Source organism: Streptomyces sp. Wb2n-11, from assembly GCF_001049855.1.
GTDB lineage: Bacteria > Actinomycetota > Actinomycetes > Streptomycetales > Streptomycetaceae > Streptomyces > Streptomyces altiplanensis.
Genome location: NZ_CVPB01000001.1, coordinates 3,477,988 through 3,495,061 on the forward strand (window position 1 = coordinate 3,477,988; position 17,074 = coordinate 3,495,061).

The 17,074-nt window shown below is 72.3% G+C and carries 14 protein-coding genes and 1 pseudogene; 6 read left to right on the forward strand and 9 right to left on the reverse strand.

What is annotated here, in order from left to right:
- The first annotated feature begins 192 nt into the window (after positions 1 to 192).
- The 5 genes from BN1555_RS15795 to BN1555_RS15815 all read left to right on the forward strand — a co-directional run bounded on the left by BN1555_RS15795 (position 193) and on the right by BN1555_RS15815 (position 5,950).
- A complete protein-coding gene (locus tag BN1555_RS15795; protein WP_093799992.1) occupies positions 193 to 882 on the forward strand; it encodes a hypothetical protein in 690 nt (229 codons plus the stop codon).
- Between the two features lie 96 nt (positions 883 to 978).
- Complete coding sequence (locus tag BN1555_RS15800; RefSeq protein WP_093799993.1) at positions 979 to 1,653, forward strand: PadR family transcriptional regulator; 675 nt, start codon at positions 979 to 981, stop codon at positions 1,651 to 1,653.
- A gap of 56 nt (positions 1,654 to 1,709) precedes the next feature.
- A complete protein-coding gene (locus BN1555_RS15805; RefSeq protein ID WP_093799994.1) occupies positions 1,710 to 2,477 on the forward strand; it encodes an ABC transporter ATP-binding protein in 768 nt (255 codons plus the stop codon).
- Positions 2,474 to 5,314, forward strand: coding sequence for an ABC transporter permease (locus BN1555_RS15810; RefSeq protein ID WP_093799995.1), 2,841 nt, complete (start codon positions 2,474 to 2,476; stop codon positions 5,312 to 5,314). The genes BN1555_RS15805 and BN1555_RS15810 overlap by 4 nt, the downstream gene beginning before the upstream one ends.
- Positions 5,315 to 5,410: 96 nt before the next feature.
- A complete protein-coding gene (locus BN1555_RS15815) occupies positions 5,411 to 5,950 on the forward strand; it encodes a bacterial proteasome activator family protein (RefSeq protein WP_093799996.1) in 540 nt (179 codons plus the stop codon).
- 127 nt (positions 5,951 to 6,077) lie between these two features.
- Here the strand turns inward: BN1555_RS15815 and BN1555_RS15820 are convergent, their stop codons facing one another.
- The 7 genes and pseudogenes from BN1555_RS15820 to pdhA form a co-directional block, all read right to left on the reverse strand.
- The gene (locus BN1555_RS15820; RefSeq protein WP_093799997.1) at positions 6,078 to 7,058 is read right to left on the reverse strand and encodes an NAD(P)H-quinone oxidoreductase; all 981 of its coding nucleotides are present in this window, start codon (positions 7,056 to 7,058) and stop codon (positions 6,078 to 6,080) included.
- 35 nt (positions 7,059 to 7,093) lie between these two features.
- Positions 7,094 to 8,167 (reverse strand): potassium channel family protein, encoded by a 1,074-nt coding sequence (locus BN1555_RS15825; RefSeq protein WP_255306421.1) that lies wholly within the window; start codon positions 8,165 to 8,167, stop codon positions 7,094 to 7,096.
- 20 nt (positions 8,168 to 8,187) lie between these two features.
- Positions 8,188 to 9,635, reverse strand: a pseudogene (locus BN1555_RS15830) (molybdopterin molybdotransferase MoeA).
- Complete coding sequence (locus BN1555_RS40375) at positions 9,632 to 10,537, reverse strand: NTP transferase domain-containing protein (RefSeq protein WP_093799999.1); 906 nt, start codon at positions 10,535 to 10,537, stop codon at positions 9,632 to 9,634. The pseudogene BN1555_RS15830 and the gene BN1555_RS40375 overlap by 4 nt, the downstream one beginning before the upstream one ends.
- A gap of 68 nt (positions 10,538 to 10,605) precedes the next feature.
- Entirely contained in the window at positions 10,606 to 11,982 is a 1,377-nt protein-coding gene (locus tag BN1555_RS15840; protein ID WP_093800000.1) for a dihydrolipoamide acetyltransferase family protein, read from the reverse strand.
- 17 nt (positions 11,983 to 11,999) lie between these two features.
- Positions 12,000 to 13,043 (reverse strand): alpha-ketoacid dehydrogenase subunit beta, encoded by a 1,044-nt coding sequence (locus tag BN1555_RS15845; protein WP_093800001.1) that lies wholly within the window; start codon positions 13,041 to 13,043, stop codon positions 12,000 to 12,002.
- A complete protein-coding gene (pdhA, locus tag BN1555_RS15850; protein WP_093800002.1) occupies positions 13,040 to 14,188 on the reverse strand; it encodes a pyruvate dehydrogenase (acetyl-transferring) E1 component subunit alpha in 1,149 nt (382 codons plus the stop codon). Before pdhA ends, BN1555_RS15845 begins: the two co-directional genes overlap by 4 nt.
- A gap of 174 nt (positions 14,189 to 14,362) precedes the next feature.
- Here pdhA and BN1555_RS15855 point away from each other — a divergent pair, with 174 nt between their 5' ends.
- Positions 14,363 to 14,902 (forward strand): Lrp/AsnC family transcriptional regulator, encoded by a 540-nt coding sequence (locus BN1555_RS15855; RefSeq protein ID WP_093800003.1) that lies wholly within the window; start codon positions 14,363 to 14,365, stop codon positions 14,900 to 14,902.
- A gap of 31 nt (positions 14,903 to 14,933) precedes the next feature.
- On the opposite strand, the gene BN1555_RS15860 is transcribed toward BN1555_RS15855, so the two are convergent.
- Positions 14,934 to 15,536, reverse strand: coding sequence for a TetR/AcrR family transcriptional regulator (locus tag BN1555_RS15860; RefSeq protein ID WP_093800004.1), 603 nt, complete (start codon positions 15,534 to 15,536; stop codon positions 14,934 to 14,936).
- Positions 15,536 to 17,044 (reverse strand): 3-hydroxyacyl-CoA dehydrogenase, encoded by a 1,509-nt coding sequence (locus BN1555_RS15865; RefSeq protein WP_093803426.1) that lies wholly within the window; start codon positions 17,042 to 17,044, stop codon positions 15,536 to 15,538. The genes BN1555_RS15860 and BN1555_RS15865 overlap by 1 nt, the downstream gene beginning before the upstream one ends.
- Between the last annotated feature and the right edge of the window lie 30 nt (positions 17,045 to 17,074).

Genomic DNA, 17,074 nt, shown 5'->3' on the forward strand with positions numbered 1-17,074 from the left:
GCGCGGGGGCCCCTTTCGTGTGACCCGGGGTGCCGGAGGTGTCGCGGCGTGTGACGCTGGGTCCGGCATCCCAGCGCCGGACACAGTGGTCCGGCGCATCTCTTCACATCTCGTCATGTCCCAGCGAATCTCGGCGTACCTCGGCGCATCTCGGCATACCTCGGCTTATCTCGGCAAAGGAGGCGGAATCCCATGGCTGTCCGGTTCGCGGCGGTGGGGGTGGCCGCGGTGCTGGCGCTGCCGGCCCCGGGGGCGTGCGCCGACGAGCGGGCGTCGGATCCGACGCCCGCACGCGTCTCAGCGCCTCTCTCCACTCCCTCGCCCCCGCCCGCCTCCTCATCGTCCGCGCCCGCCTCCGCGGGGGAGCCGGGGCCGGGCGCCGGAGCGTTCGACGGTTCGAAGCGGTTCTCCGCCCCCACCACCGCTCCTTCCGAGAGCCTGGCCGGACGGCCGGCCGGTGAGGGGCGTACGCGGCCGGGAAGGACGCCCGGGAAGGACGCGGCTCCCAGCGGGAGCGGGTCCGCCACGCCGGAGGCGGCCGAGAGCGGCGGTGCGAGCCCCTCGGGCAGCGCCGGGGCCACGCACAGCCCCTCCGCGTCCGCGTCCGGCTCGGCTTCCGCGTCGGCGAGCACCTCGGCCACCCCCCGCACGTCGTACGCGCCCTCGTCCGGAGAGGTCCACGAAGAGGCGCTGGAGGAGCCCTGGCGCGAGCCCGCCGCCTCCCCTTCCTCCCACGCCCCTCCGGGCACCGCCCGCAAGGGTTCCCAGCAGGCCGTCGCGCAGTCCGACCCGCTGGGCGTCCATGTGCTTCCGCTGGGTGTGGGGCTCTCGCTGTTCGGGCTCGGGCTCGGGTTCCTGGGACTCCGGATGCGGCGCGGCTGACCCGCCGCCCGGCAGCCCGTCCCCCTCAGGGCCTACCCCCGATGTCCTCCTCAGGTGGGTTGGCGCCCGCCAGCATACTCGGTATACATACTCGGTATGTCGATTCGTCACGGGCTGCTGGCCCTCCTGGAACACGGCCCTCGTTACGGCTCCCAACTGCGTACCGAATTCGAGTCGCGCACCGGTGCGACCTGGCCTCTCAACGTCGGCCAGGTCTACACGACCCTGGCCCGCCTCGAACGCGACGGCATGGTCGTCCAGGACGGCGAGGACGGAGCGGGCCACGCGCTGTACGCGATCACCGGCGCGGGGCGAGGCGAGCTCAAGAGCTGGTTCGAGCGGCCCGTCGACCGCGCCAGCCCGCCCCGCGACGAGCTGGCCATCAAGCTCGCCATGGCCGTCGGCGCCCCCGGCGTCGACATCCGGGCCGTCATCCAGGCCCAGCGCCACGCCACTCTGCAGGCGATGCAGGACTACACCCGCCTCAAGGCCCGGGCCCTCGCCGCCGTGGAGGTCGAGAGCGAAGACGGCGAGCAGGCGCGTGACGACATCGCCTGGCTGCTCGTACTGGAACAGCTGATCTTCCAGACCGAGGCCGAGGCGCGCTGGCTCGACCACTCCGAGTCCCGGCTCACCCGGCTCTCCGCGGCGGTCGCGCGCAGGGCCGGGAACGCTCCCGCGGCCGCGTCACCGGTTCCTGCGGGCCATGGCGTCACCACCATTGCCGATACCGCCCGTACGGCCCCGGCGTCTCGCAGCACACGGCGCTAGAACCCGCGCCCCACCACCATTCCACCTCAGGGGGGACCTTTTTCATGCCTGAATCCATGCCCCACACGTCACACCAGCCCCAAAGGTCACAACAGACACAGCAGCCCGTACTGCAACTTGAGGAGCTGACCCGCGTCCACGGCAGCGGCGCCACCGAGGTGCACGCCCTGCGCGGCGTCAACCTCTCCGTCTTCCCCGGTGAACTCGTCGCCGTCATGGGCCCGTCGGGCTCCGGCAAGTCCACCCTGCTCACCATCGCGGGCGGCCTCGACAACCCCACCTCGGGCCGGGTCGTCGTCGAAGGCACGGACATCACGACCGTGGGCCGCAAGGAACTCGCCGCCCTGCGCCGCCGCAGCATCGGCTACGTCTTCCAGGACTACAACCTCATCCCGGCCCTGACCGCCGCCGAGAACATCGCCCTGCCCCGTGAACTGGACGGCGTGTCCGCCCGCAAAGCGCGCGTCTCCGCCGTCGCCGCCCTGGAGGAAATGGGCCTCGGCCAGCTCGCCGACCGCTTCCCCGACGAGATGTCCGGCGGCCAGCAGCAGCGCGTGGCCATCGCCCGCGCCCTGGTGGGAGACCGCCGCCTCGTCCTCGCCGACGAACCGACCGGCGCCCTGGACTCCGAGACGGGCGAGTCCGTACTCGCGCTGCTGCGCGCCCGCTGCGACGCGGGCGCGGCCGGCATCCTCGTCACCCACGAGCCGCGCTTCGCGGCCTGGGCGGACCGGGTGGTCTTCCTGCGCGACGGCTCCGTCGTCGACGAGACCCTGCGCAGCCAGGCCGACTCGCTGCTCTCCGGGCAGGCGGCCGCACAGTGAACCACTGGTACCACTCATGGGTGGCCGCGGTGCGCATCGCCCGCCGCGACGCCTGGCGCTTCAAGGGCCGCAGTTCCCTCGTACTCGCCATGATCGCCCTGCCGATCCTGGGCGTGAGCGCCGCCGATCTGACCCTGCGCAGCGCCGAACTCTCCACCGAGCAGCAGATGGAGCGCGACCTCGGCGCCGCCGACGCCCGGGTGTCCGACCCGGGCATGGGCGGTGTGCCGATCCACCAGTCTCCCGACGGCCGCAACTACATGACGGTGGAGAACTTCGACAACAAGCCGTGGCCCGAAGGCTCCGCCGACATCCGGGCGGCGTTCCCGGCGGGCGCGAAAATCCTCAAGGACACGAGCGGCAGCGGCAAGCTCCGTACCGAGCACGGCCTGCTCAACACCGTGATCCATGAGCTGGACGCGACCGATCCGATGGCCAAGGGCCTCATGACCCTCCATCAGGGCCGGTTCCCCGACAAGGCCGGCGAGATCGCCGCGACCGCCCACTTCCTGGAGGCCAGCGGCCTGGAGGTGGGTTCGGAGCTCACCGCCCGCGGGCTCGCCACCGAGTACCGGATCGTCGGCTCGTACGAACTCCCCGGCGCACTCAAGTCCGACGAGGTCCTCGCGCGGCCCGGCACGTTCCTGGCGCCGCTCGACAAGGCGCTCAAGGCCGACGGCCTGCCCGGCACGGCGGCCGGCAGCACGTACCTGGTGTCGGTCGACGGCGACGGTTTCACGTGGAACATGGTCAAGAAGGCCAATGCCCACGGCGCCGTGGTGACCTCGCGGGCCGTGGCCCTCACCCCGCCCGCCGACTCCGAGGTGCCGCTCCACCAGCGGGACGACTGGTCCGACTACGAGCAGAGCACGGCGGCCAGGACCGCGGAGCTCGCCGCCATCGGTACCGTCGTCGGCCTCGCCATGCTGGAGATCTGCCTGCTCGCGGGCCCGGCGTTCGCGGTCGGGGCCCGGCGCTCGCGCCGTCAGCTCGGCCTGGTCGGCGCCAACGGCGGCGACCGCCGCCACATCCGCGCCATCGTGCTCTCCGGCGGCCTGGTGATCGGCTTCGCGGCGGCCGTCGTGGGCACCGCGCTCGGCCTGCTCCTCACCTTCGTGCTGCGGCCGCTGCTCGAGGACTACATGGGCCAGCGGTTCGGCAGCTTCGACGTCCGTCCGCTGGAACTGCTCGGCATCGGCCTGCTCGCCGTCCTCACCGGTCTGCTCGCCGCGATCGTCCCGGCCGTCACCGCGTCCCGGCAGACCGTGCTGGCCTCGCTCACCGGCCGCCGCGGTGTACGCCGCTCCAGCCGCCTCCTGCCCGTCGTCGGCCTGATCGCGACCGGCCTGGGCATCGCCATCACGCTGTTCGGCGCCACCGCCACCGACAGCATTGTCATCGTCGCGGGCGGCAGCGCCCTCGCCGAGCTGGGCATCGTCGCGCTCACCCCCGCCCTGGTCGGCCTCTTCGGCAAGCTCGGCGGGTGGCTGCCGCTGTCGCCGCGCCTGGCTCTGCGCGACGCCGTACGCAACCGGGGCCGCACGGCTCCCGCCGTCGCCGCCGTGCTGGCCGCCGTGGCGGGCACGGTCGCCGTGGCGACGTACGCCACCAGCGACGACGTACAGCAGCGCGCCGCCTACCAGGCACGGCTGCCGCACGGTGCGGTGACCGTGTCCGACACGGAGGGCGGCGGCCGCGGTGTGCCGGCCCTGCGCACGGCCGTCCAGAAGCACTTCCCCGTCGATGTGCGCGCCGATGTCGGCCGGATCGTCGTGGGCAACGCCAACTGCGAGCCGTACAGCGACGTGAAGGGCTGCGGGCGGTACGAGCTCGTCGTGCCCGAGGACAACCGCTGCGCCCTGTGGTCGCAGGACCTCCCGGGCGCGAAGGAGCTGTCGCCGGCCGAGCGCCGCGAGCTGTCCGAGGACTGGCGCTGCCAGGAGGGCGGCCAGTACACCGATCAGGAGGTCCTCGTCGCCGACGAGAAGCTGCTGTCGGTCCTCGCGATCGACGACCCGGCCGTCGTCGGCGCCCTCAAGAGCGGCAAGGCCGTCTCCTTCGACCGGCGCAACGTCGAGGAGGGGCAGATCGGCGTCAAGCTGATCACCGATACGAAGAAGGCCGACCTGATGACGCAGAGGGGCGAGGACGCGCCCGGTGAGATCAAGTCCTTCCCCGTCCACCAGGCCCCCGAGTCCGTCCAGTCGTACGGGCTGAACGTCGTCCTGCCGGCACAGGCGGTGAAGGCCGCCGGGCTCACCACCGTTCCCCTCGGCTCGTACTTCTCGGCCGGCACCCTGCCGGACAGCACACAGCGGCAGAGGCTCGACGCGGCGCTCGACGTACTGGGCACCGACGGCGGCCTGTACGTGGAGGAGGGGTACATCAGCGACAACAGCATCGTCCTGCTGGCCCTGACCGTCTTCGCCGGACTCGTCACCATCGGCGCGGCCGGCATCGCGACGGGCCTCGCCCAGACCGACGCCGAACCCGACCTGAAGACCCTCGCCGCGGTCGGCGCGCCCCCGCGGGTGCGCAGGACACTGAGCGGTTTCCAGTGCGGGGTGGTCGCCGCGATGGGCGTGGTGCTCGGCTCGGCGGCGGGCGTGCTGCCCGCGATCGGGCTGCGGCTGACCGAGGAACACCAGCAGCTGAAGTGGTACGAGAGGGACCTGGACGCCGGCATGGGCGGCATGACCGACCCGCCGTACGTCCCGATCGTCGTCCCGTGGGAGACCCTCGCGGCGCTGCTCGTCGCCGTACCCGTGGGCGCGGCGCTCCTCGCCGCACTGGTCACCAGGTCCCGCACCGCGGTGGCGCGGCGCGCGGCGGGCTGAGCCGAAGCGCCGGTTCCCGTGCCCCCGCGCAGGGTGGATCACCTCTGCGCGGGGGCACACCGTGTTTGGGACGCAGGTGTACGAGAGAATGGCAGCATGGAGATGCCGAGGAGTGAACGGTCGCAGGAAAGCCCGAAAGTTCTTGTCATGGGACAGGACGGAATGGCTTTCGGCGGCGCTGACGACGAGTCGCGCGAGGTGCCAGTGACAGAGATGGTCGAACAGCCCGCGAAGGTCATGCGCATCGGCAGCATGATCAAGCAGCTCCTGGAGGAGGTCCGGGCGGCTCCTCTCGACGAAGCGAGCCGGGTACGGCTGAAGGACATTCACGCCAGCTCGGTGAAGGAACTCGAAGACGGTCTCGCGCCTGAGCTCGTCGAGGAACTGGAGCGGCTCTCTCTGCCGTTCACGGACGAGGCGATCCCCTCCGAGGCGGAACTGCGTATCGCGCAGGCCCAGCTGGTCGGGTGGCTCGAAGGCCTCTTCCACGGCATCCAGACGGCGCTCTTCGCCCAGCAGATGGCGGCTCGGGCGCAGTTGGAGCAGATGCGGCGCGCGCTTCCGCCGGGCGCGGGCCACGAGGACGACGGGCATGACGAAGGCCAGGGCCCGGTGCGTTCGGGTCCGTACCTCTAAAGCCCGCCGGGCTCACCGGATCCGTTGAACTCGTTGGACCCGGTGGCCCGGTGGACCCGCTCACGAACGGCGGGAGGCCCGCACCGCCGTGACGGCGGTGCGGGCCTCCCGCGCGGATCGGGCCCGATCAGGCCGTGGTCAGCAGGATCTTGCCGACGTGGCCGCCCGCCTCCAGCACCCGGTGGGCCTCCGCCGCCTCGGCCATCGGCACGACACGGTCCACCACCGGGCGTACGCGGCCGGTGCCGATCAGCGGCCAGACATGTTCCCGTACCGCCGAGACGATCGCCGCCTTCTCGCCCAGCGGGCGCATCCGCAGCGACGTCGCCGTGATCGCGGCGCGCTTCTTCATCAGCGCGCCCAGATTGAGCTCGCCCTTCACGCCGCCCTGCATGCCGATGACCGCGAGGCGGCCGTTGACGGCGAGTGCCTTCACGTTCCGGTCCAGGTACTTCGCGCCGATGATGTCGAGGATGACGTCCGCGCCGGCTCCGCCGGTGGCCTTGCGCAGCTCCTGGACGAAGTCCTGCTCCCGGTAGTCGATCAGGATGTCCGCGCCCAGCTGTGCGCAGTGCGCCAGCTTCTCGGGACCGCCGGCGGTGACCGCGACGCGCGCGCCGACCGCCTTGGCGAGCTGGATCGCCATCGTGCCGATGCCGCTCGCACCGCCGTGCAGCAGCAGCGTCTCACCGGGCCGCAGGTGGGCGATCATGAAGACGTTCGACCAGACCGTCGCGGTCACCTCGGGCAGCGACGCCGCGGTGACCAGGTCCATGCCGTCGGGCACGGGCATCAGCTGCCCGGCCGGTACGGCCACCTTCTCGGCGTATCCGCCGCCGCTCAGCAGGGCGCACACCTCGTCGCCCACGGACCAGCCCGAGACGCCGGGCCCCAGTGCCGCGATCCGGCCGGAGCATTCGAGGCCGGGGTACCGGGACGAGCCGGGCGGCGGGTCGTAGAAGCCCTGGCGCTGCAGCAGGTCGGCGCGGTTGACGGCGCTCGCGGCGACCTCGACGAGGACCTCGCCCTCGCCGGGTACGGGATCGGGGACCTCCGCCCATACGAGCGCCTCGGGGCCACCGGGTTCAGGAATCGTGATCGCATACATGGCCGCGAGGCTACTCCGCACCGGCCCGTAGCAGCCTAGTCCGGCACCGTCACCCGCATGTCCCCCGCGGTCGTGGTGCCGGGCGAGGCGCGCACGATGGTGATCAGCCGGTCCGTCAGCTGCAGCGGGCTGGCCGCCGGATCGTCGTAACCGAGCAGCCGGTGCCCACGCAGGACACTGACCACCAGGTCCTCGGTCTCCCGTACGCTCCGTCCCACTTCGGCCTTTATCACCGGCCGCTCGACGAGATCGAGTCCGCTGCCCTGCTGGATCAGGTCCTCCATCACCGTGCCCGCGCTGGGGCTGAGCACGGACAGGCCGAGGAGCCGCCCGGCCGCGCTGGCGCTGGTGATGACCGCGTCGGCACCGGACTGGCGCAGCAGCGGCGCGTTCTCCTCCTCACGGACCGCCGCGACGATCTTCGCACCGCGGTTGAGCTGACGCGCGGTGAGCGTGACCAGGACCGCCGTGTCGTCGCGCTGGGTCGCGATGATGATCTGGCGGGCCTTCTGGAGCTCGGCGCGGAGCAGTACGTCGCTGCGGGTGGCATCACCCAGGACGCCCGTGAACCCGTCGGCGTTGGCCGCCTCGATGACCTTCGCGCTCGGGTCGACGACCACGATCTGCTCTTTCCTGAGCCCCGTGGCGCCCAGGGTCTGGATCGCGGAACGACCCTTGGTACCGAATCCGACGATGACGGTGTGGTCGCGCAACTGGGACCTCCAGCGGTTCAGCCGCCACTCCTCCCGGGTCCGTTCGGTGAGGACCTCGAGAGTGGTGCCGACCAGGATGATCAGGAAAAGCACGCGCAGCGGCGTCACCAACAGCACGTTGACGAGCCTGGCGCTGTCACTGTGCGGCACGATGTCGCCGTAACCCGTCGTGGAGAGGGTCACGGTCGAGTAGTAGACGGCATCGAGGAGGTCGATGCTCTCGTCGGCGTTGTCGTGGTAGCCGGCGCGGTCGAGGTAGACGATGAGCACCGTCGTGGCCAGAACCATCATCGCCATCAGCAGACGCTTGCCGACCTGCCGCAGCGGGCGGTCGACGATACGGCGCGGCAGCTTGATCCGGGCGGTGACGAGGTGCTCGTCGGCATGCCTGGCCATCGCGTCTTGGCCGGGAAGTTTCACGTGAAACGTCCTTCTGTCCAGGGCAGGTCGAGGATCTCCAGTACCTGGCCGGCCCGTGCGCCGCCGGGCGGGACGACGGCCAGGCCGTCGGCTGCGGCGATGCCGCGCAGCATGGCCGGACCGTTGTAGTGCAGCGGCACGGCCTGCTCCGGTCCGTTCCCCTCTCTTCCCCCTCCGCGGCGGGCGACAGGGACGAGACGGGTGTCGTACGGGTGGCCGCTCACATCGTCCCGTACGGACAAGAAGCGCGGAGCGCGGGGGCCTGTCGGGCACGGGCGCGCAGCAGCGGCTCGGCAAGGGTCAGCAGGCCCGACACGGCGGCCAGCGGATTGCCGGGCAGGCCCACCAGATACGGGCCTTCCGCCCCGCCCGCTTCTCCTCCCCCGGCTCCGAGGCGCGCCAGCAGCATCGGATGGCCGGGCCGCACCGCGACACCGTCGACCAGCAACTCGGCGCCCGCCTTGCGCAGAATCGGGTGGACGTGGTCGACGGGACCGGCCGCCGTACCGCCCGTGGTCACGACGAGGTCGGCCGTGGACGTGGTGACGGCCCGGTGGAGCGCTTCGGCGTCGTCGCCCAGGCGGCGGGTGCCCAGCACTTCGGCGCCGAGGGCGCGCAGCCAGGGGTCGAGGAGCGGGCCGAGGGCGTCACGGACCATCCCGTCGTGCGGCAGGCCCTCACTCAGCAACTCGTCACCCAGTACGAGCACTTCGACGCGGGGCCGGGACACGACGGACAGCGTGTCGTAACCGGCGGCCGCGGCGAGGCCGAGGACGGCGGGGGTGACGAGGGCGCCGGCGGGCAGCAGCCGGTCACCGGTGCGGCACTCCTGGCCGCGCGGCCGGATGTCCTGGCCCTGGACGACCTCGCGGCGCGCGTACAGCCGCCCCTCGACCTCCGCCGGCCGGGCGTGCTCACTGCGGATCACAGCGGTGGTGTCGGGCGGGACCCGGGCGCCGGTGGCGATGCGTATGGCCGTACCGTCGGCGAGCGCTCCGGGCGCGGCGTGCCCGGCGAGGACCTGACCGCCTTCCCCGATGTGCCACGGCCCTGGGCCCGCCACCGCCCATCCGTCCATGGCGGACGTGTCGAAGGACGGCAGATCGGTGAGCGCGGCGAGAGGTTCGGCGAGCACCTGCCCGAGGGCCTGCCCCAACGTCACTCGCGCCGTGCGGGGCGCGGCGGTCCCGCCGGCCCGGGCGGCGACGGCGCGCGCCTCGGGCCAGGCAGTGGCGCCGGTACGGGCGTGGGACGCGGGCACGGCGGCGGGCCGGCCCGCGCGGCCGGCCCGCCCGGACTCCTGCCCGGACGGCTCCGGCCGTTCCCGCTGCTCCGACGCCTGCGACTGCTCCGACGTCCGAGCCGGAGCCGGCTCCGGTGCCGGTGCCGGTGTCCGGCTGACGAGAGCGAGCGCCTCGTCGATCTCGCGATCCTCCTGGTTCACCCCGCGCCGTCTTCCCTGCGGTCTCCCGCGGCGGCCCCCGAGGCCTCCCCCTTGGCCTCTTCCTCGGCCTCCTGCGCCCAACGGGCGGCGAGGTCCGCGGCCTTGCGAGCCGCTTCGACAACGGCCTGCGGCCCGTCCCCGCCCGCCTTCGCCGCCGCATAACCGACCAGGAAGGTGGTGAGCGGCGCGGCGGGCCGGGCGACACCGTGCGCGGCGTCGCGGGCGAGGTCGAGCAGGAGGCCGGTGTCGACATCGAGTTCGATGCCGAGCTCGTCCTTGACTGCGGTCATCCATTCATCCAGCACGTGTCCATGCTCCCTGATCCGCGACCGGGCTGCGGCAATGTTTTCCCAGGTGTCGCAGTCGAAGGAGTCCAGGGGGCCTGCGGCGACGCGTATCAGGCCGAGCTCGCCCGTGAGCAGCCGGAGCGGCAGGCCGAAGAGACTGCCGTGCTCGGTGGCGAGGAGCGCCAGCCCGCGGCGGAGCGGTTCGGCGCGGTAGACGGCGACGAGGGGCTGGTCCCGCCCTCCCGCGTCCACCAGCAGGGCGACTTCCCGCCCGCTCTCCTCCAGAGCCCCCAGGAGCCGCTGAACCGTACCGATCCCGATGAACGGCAGATCGGCGGAGAGTACGAGCACGCTGTCCGCGGTGGTACGCCGCACCCCGGCGTCGAGCGCGGCCAGCGGCCCGCCCCCGGCCGGTTTCTCCCGCACCCACTCGACGGGGCGCACGGTGGCCCGCCGCCCGCCGACGACGACGGTCGTACCGGCTCCGCGGCAGGCCCCCAGCACCCGGTCGAGCAGGGTTCGTCCGCCCACGCGCACCCCGGGCTTGTCCACCCCGCCCAGCCGCTTCGCGGCGCCTCCGGCCAGCACGATGGCGTCATACGCGGTCGTGGTCATTCCCCGAGTATGCGGCCCTCCGGGAAGAGACGGGTAGGGGCGGCGCCCCGTGCGGCGGTCCGAGCGGCCTAGAGTGTGCGCAGCAACAGCGCCGGCTGCTCCACGCAGTCCGCCACGTACCGCAGGAAGCCGCCCGCCGTGCCGCCGTCGCACACCCGGTGGTCGAAGGTCAGGGACAGCTGAACGACCTTGCGGACCGCCAGCTCGCCCTCGTGCACCCACGGCTTGGGGACGATCCGGCCGACCCCGAGCATCGCCGCCTCCGGATGGTTGATGATCGGCGTGGAGCCGTCGACACCGAACACCCCGTAGTTGTTCAGCGTGAACGTGCCGCCGGTCAGCTCCGCCGGGGTCAGCGCCCCCTTCCTGGCCGACTCCGTCAGCCGGGCGATCTCCGCGCCCAGTTGCTCCACGTTGCGGGCATGGGCGTCCCGTACGACCGGGACGACCAGCCCCCGCTCCGTCTGCGCGGCGAACCCGAGGTGCACACCGGGAAGACGCACGATCTCGCGGGAGGCCGTGTCCACGGTGGAGTTGAGCTCCGGGAAGCGGGCCAGGGCAGCCGTACAGATCCGGGCGAGGAGCGCGAGTACCGAGACCGGTGGCCCGGCCGACCGGTTCATCGCCGCACGGGCCGCCATGAGTTCCGTCGCGTCCGCGTCCACCCAGCAGGTGGCGTCCGGGATTTCGCGACGGCTGCGCGAGAGCTTGTCGGCGACGGCCCCGCGCATCCCCCGCAGCGGAACACGCTCTCCGGCGGCGACGGAAGCCCCCGCAGACATCGGAACAGACGTCGGCACAGACGCCGGTGCCGGTGCCGTCGCAGGCTCCTGCTCCTGCTCCTGCTCCTGCTCCTGCTCCTGCTCCTTGCCGCGGATCGTGCTCTCCACGTCGGACCGCAGGATCAGACCGTCGGGCCCCGTGCCCTTCAGTTCGTGCAGGTCCAGGCCGTTCTCGCGTGCCAGCCGCCGCACCAGCGGCGAGATCACCGGCACCGGCCCGGCCGTCTTGGCCACCGCGGCCTCAGCGACCGGCACCGGCACCGCCACCGGTCCGGCAGCCGTGACCGGCCGGATGCGCCGCCGCCGGGCCGCCGCCGCCCCCGTGCCGTACCCCACCAGCACATTCCCCGAGGACTCCGCCTCTGCGGGAGGGGCGGCAGCCGCCGCGGTGCCAGAGGCCGCCGCGGTGTCAGGGGCCGCCGCCCCCACCGCGACCGTCAACAGCGGGGAGCCCACCGGCAGCTCGGTCCCCTCCTCGCCGAAGCGGGCGGTCACCACGCCTCCGTACGGGCACGGCACCTCCACCATCGCCTTGGCCGTCTCGACCTCGACCACCGGCTGGTCGACGGCGACGACATCGCCCACCTCCACCAGCCAGCGCACGATCTCCGCCTCGGTGAGGCCCTCACCGAGGTCGGGCAGCTTGAATTCCAGACTCGCCATCTCAAAAGCGTGTGGCATCAGCTGCCCGCCTCCCACTGAAGCCGCGCGACCGCGTCGAGAACCCGGTCCACTCCCGGCAGATGGTGCCGCTCCAGCATCGGCGGCGGATACGGGATGTCGAATCCGGCGACCCGCAGCACCGGCGCCTCCAGGTGGTGGAAGCAGCGCTCCGTCACCCTGGCGGCGATCTCCCCGCCGGGTCCGCCGAAGCCGGTGGACTCGTGGACGACGACCGCGCGCCCGGTCCGCCGTACCGAAGCGGCCACCGTCTCGTCGTCGAAGGGCACGAGCGAGCGCAGGTCCACGACTTCGAGGTCCCAGCCCTCCGCCCCGGCCGCCTCCGCCGCCTCCATGCACACCGGCAGGGACGGCCCGTACGTGATGAGCGTCGCGCTGTGCCCGGAGCGTCGCACCACCGCCCGGCCGATCGGCTCGACGGCGGCCGGCGCGTCCGGCGACCATGCCGCCTTCGACCAGTAGAGCCGCTTCGGCTCCAGGAAGACCACCGGGTCGTCGGAGGCGATCGCGGCCCTCATCAGCCCGTACGCGTCCTCGACCGTGGCCGGCGTGACGACATGGAGCCCCGGAGTCGCCATGTAGTACGCCTCGGACGAGTCGCTGTGGTGCTCGACGCCACCGATCCCGCCGCCGTACGGCACCCGGATCACCATCGGCATCGGCATCGCGCCGCGCGTGCGGTTGCGCATCCGTGCGACATGGCTGAAGAGCTGCTCGAACGCCGGGTAGGCGAACGCGTCGAACTGCATCTCGACGACCGGCCGCAGTCCGTACATCGCCATGCCGACGGCCGTTCCCAGGATCCCCGCCTCCGCGAGCGGTGTGTCCGTGACCCGGTCCTCGCCGAACTCCTTCACGAGCCCGTCGGTGACCCGGAAGACACCGCCGAGCGCGCCGACGTCCTCGCCCAGCACATGGACGGCCGGGTCCTCGGCCATCGCGTCGCGCAGCGCCCGCCCGAGGGCCTGTGCCATCGTCGCGGGCTTCGCGGCTTTCGCGGCGGCCGCCGTGGCCGCCGCCCCCGTCCTAGCTGCCGTGGTCATCGCTCGCCCTCCGCGTCGAGTTCGGCCCGCAACAGGGCCTCCTGCTCCCTCAACTGCGCGGTCTTCTCGGCGTAGACGTGCGTGAAGAGGTCCATGGGGTCGAGCGCCGGATCCGCGTTCATGCGCTCGCGCAGGTCCGCCGCCATCGTCTCGGCCTCCTCACGTGCCTGCCGTACGGCGTCCGCGTCCAGGATCGCCCGCTGGGTGAGTTCCCGCTCCAGCAGCTGGACCGGGTCGTGCGTACGCCACGCCTCCACCTCGGCCTCGCCCCGGTAACGGGTCGCGTCGTCGGCGTTCGTGTGGGCGTCGATGCGGTACGTGACCGCCTCGACCAGCGTCGGACCGCCGCCCCGCCGGGCGCGCTCCACCGCCTCGGCGAGCACCTCGTGCACGGCGGCGGCGTCGTTGCCGTCGACCAGCCGGCCCGGCATGCCGTACCCGACGGCCTTGTGGGCCAGGGAGGGCGCCGCGGTCTGCTTGGCGAGCGGTACGGAGATCGCGAAGCCGTTGTTCTGCACGAGGAAGACGACCGGTGCCTGCCAGACCGCGGCGAAGTTGAGCGCCTCGTGGAAGTCGCCCTCGCTGGTGCCGCCGTCACCGACCATGGCGAGCGCGACCACGTCGTCGCCCTTGAGGCGCGCGGCGTGTGCCAGGCCCACCGCGTGCGGCAGCTGGGTCGCGAGGGGGGTGCACAGCGGCGCGATGCGGTGCTCCCGCGGGTCGTACCCGGTGTGCCAGTCGCCGCGCAGCAGCGTCAGCGCCTGTACGGGGTCGAGTCCGCGCACCACGGCGGCCAGGGTGTCCCGGTAGCTGGGGAAGAGCCAGTCCTGCTCCTGGAGGACGAGCGCGGCGGCGACCTCGCAGGCCTCCTGGCCGGTGCTGGACGGGTAGACGGCGAGGCGGCCCTGCTTGGTGAGGGCGGTGGCCTGCGCGTTGTACCTGCGGCCGCGGACCAGCTCCGCGTACAGCCGCCGCATCAGGGCGGCGTCGAGCCGGTCGGCGGCTTCGGTGCCGAGCACGCGGTACGGCTCGCTGTCCGGGAGCAGCGGTGCGGGGTCCGTGCGGGGCTTCCAGGCCGGGGGAGGCGTGGGCCTGTATGCGGCAGCACCCGGCATTTCCTGGACCGTCATGGTGCTCTTCTTCATCGCGTGCACCTCCTCGTGGGAGCGGTGAGAACGGCACAGGAATGTGGTGTGCCTCACCTACCGATTGTTCGGTCGTGGATGCAATTTGGCTACAGGCGGCGCCAGCCTGTGGACAAACGGTTCTCCACAGCCTGGGATGGACGCAGGTCGTCCATGAGAGGAAGGCGGGGGGACATGGCAGCTGAACAAATGGCCGACGCGGGAGCGGGGCCTCCCGCGCGCCCGCTCGACGCCATCGACCGCGACATCCTGCGCATGCTCCGAACGGACGGCCGCGCGTCGATACGGTCCGTGGCCGAGCGCGTGCACGTGTCGCGCGCCAACGCGTACGCGCGCATCAACCGCCTCATCGACGACGGCGTGATCCGCGGCTTCAGCGCGCGCGTGGACCACGAACGCGCGGGGCAGGGAGCGTCGGCGTACATCACGCTCAAGATCGTGCAGAACTCCTGGCGGACGGTGCGCGAGCGGCTTCAGGAACTGCCCGGCGCCGCGCACATCGCACTGGTCAGCGGGGACTTCGACGTACTGCTGCTGGTGCACACGGCGGACAACAGAGCGCTGCGCGAGCTCGTGCTGACGAAGATCCAGTCGATCCCGGAGGTGCTCAGCACGCGCACTCTGCTGGTCTTCGAGGAGACAGACCTCGACTCGGCCGCCTCGCCGCAGACGTCCCAGCCACCCCAATCCCCTCAGCCGCCTCAGGAGCTGTGAAAAAGCTCAGCGGCTGGTGCGCAGCGAAGGCTCAGCGGCTGGTGCGCAGCCCGTCGAAGGCCAGCCGCACCACGGTCTCGGCGAGCTGTTCCCCGTCCGCCCCGCCGCCCCCCTGGGCCGTCTGCGGCCGGTACCACTCCACCAGCGAGTTGACCATTCCGAAGAGCAGTCGCGTCGCCAGGCGTATGTCCACGTCGGTACGCAGGTCCCCGTCGGCCGCCGCCGCCTTCATCAGATCGGCCACCCGCTGGTCGAACTCGCGGCGCCGCTCCAGGGCCCAGCGCTCGGCCTTCGTGTTGCCGCGCACGCGAAGGAGCAGCGTGACGTACGGCAGCTCGGCCATCAGCACCTCCACGGTGCGGCGGGTGACGTACTCCACCCGCTCGATCGCCCGCCCGCGCACCGCGCCCGGCTCGTCGAGGATCCCGAAGAGCCCGTCGAGCGCGCGGCTGACGGCGCGCCGGAGCAGCTCCTCCTTGCCCGTCACATGGTGGTAGATCGAGGACTTCGAGATGCCGGCGGCCTTGGAGAGGTGCTCCATGGACGTGCCGTCGTAGCCGCGCTCGTTGAAGACCCGGACGGCCACCGTCAGGAGGCTTTCGGGGGTGTACGTGTCCCGCTTGGCGGTGGCCATCAGGCGCTCTCCCCCTTGGTGGCGAACGCCTGCCGGTGAAGCGCCAGGGACGGGGCGTAGCGCCCGGTCGGACAGCACTCGTGCAGGTTCTTCAGCAGGTCGTACGCCCAGTCCTGGCCGAGCGCGTCGCTCCATTCGACCGGCCCCAGCGGGTAGTTCACGCCGAGGCGCATCGCCGTGTCGATGTCCTCGGACGAGGCGACACCGCGCGCGACGGCGTCGGCGGCCAGGTCGATGAGCATCGCGACCGTACGGGCGACGATCATGCCGGGGACGTCACCGATGACGCTGACGTCCTTGCCGAGCCCCTGGAAGAGCCCGGTGGCCTCCGCGATCGCCCGCGCGGACGTGTCCTCGGAGGCGGAGAGCGCGATGCGGGTGGCGCCGCGGTAGTCGAGGGCGAGATCGAAGTAGACGACGTCCGCGTACTCGACGGAGGTGCGCCCGTCGGCCGGTACGAGCTGCCCTTCGCCCGGCAGCTCGATGTACGGGCCGCCCGTCCCGACCCGCTCCACGGCGATGCCCGCCTCCTCCATCATCGCGACGAGGACATCGGCGTGGCCGAGGTCCCCGACGACGGTGACGGCTTCGGGAACGTCCTCCGGCCCTGCGGTGAGCGGGGCCGGCTTTGCCGCTCCCGCGTCTCCGTACGGGAACCAGCCGTGTCCGGACTTGCGCCCGAGCCTTCCCGACTCGACGAGGCGGCGCTGCGCCAGCGAGGGCACGAACTTGGGGCTCTGGAAGAACGACTCCCACACCGACCGGCTGACGGCTTCGTTGACGTCCTGTCCGATCAGGTCGGTCAGCTCGAAGGGGCCCATCCTGAAGCCGCCCGACTCGCGCAGTACGGCGTCGATGGTGGCCGGGTCCGCCCCCCGCTCCTCGTACACCGCGAACGCCTCGGCGTAGAAGGGGCGGGCGATGCGGTTGACGATGAAACCGGGGGTGTCCGCGCAGCGGACCGGGGTCTTGCCCCAGGCGGCCGCGGTCGCCCACGCGCGCGTGGCGCTCGTTTCGTCGGTCGCGAAGCCGCTGACGACCTCCACGAGGGGCAGGAGGGGCGCCGGGTTGAAGAAGTGCAGTCCTACGAAACGGCCGGGGTTCTCCAAGGCGCCCGCGATGGCCGTGACGGAGAGGGAGGAGGTGTTGGTGGCGAGGAGACAGTCGTCGGCGACGATCGATTCGAGTGTGGTGAAGAGCTGCTGCTTGACCGGCAGGTGCTCGACGACCGCTTCGACGACCAGCGCGGCGTCGGCGAGCTCGGCGAGATCGTCCACGGCGGACAGCCGGGCGCGGGCCCCGTCCGCCGCGCTCCGCTCCAGCCGGCCCTTCTCGACGAGCCGGTCCAGGCGCGCTCCGACGGCCTCGGCGGCCTCCTGGGCACGTCCGGCCGCGGCGTCGTGGAGACGCACCGGGTGGCCGGCGAGGAGGGCGACCTGGGCGATGCCCTGACCCATGGTGCCGGTGCCCACGACGGCGACGGTGCGGGCTCGATCGATAGCTGTCATGACCCCGATCCTCCCGTACGAGTTGTCCAC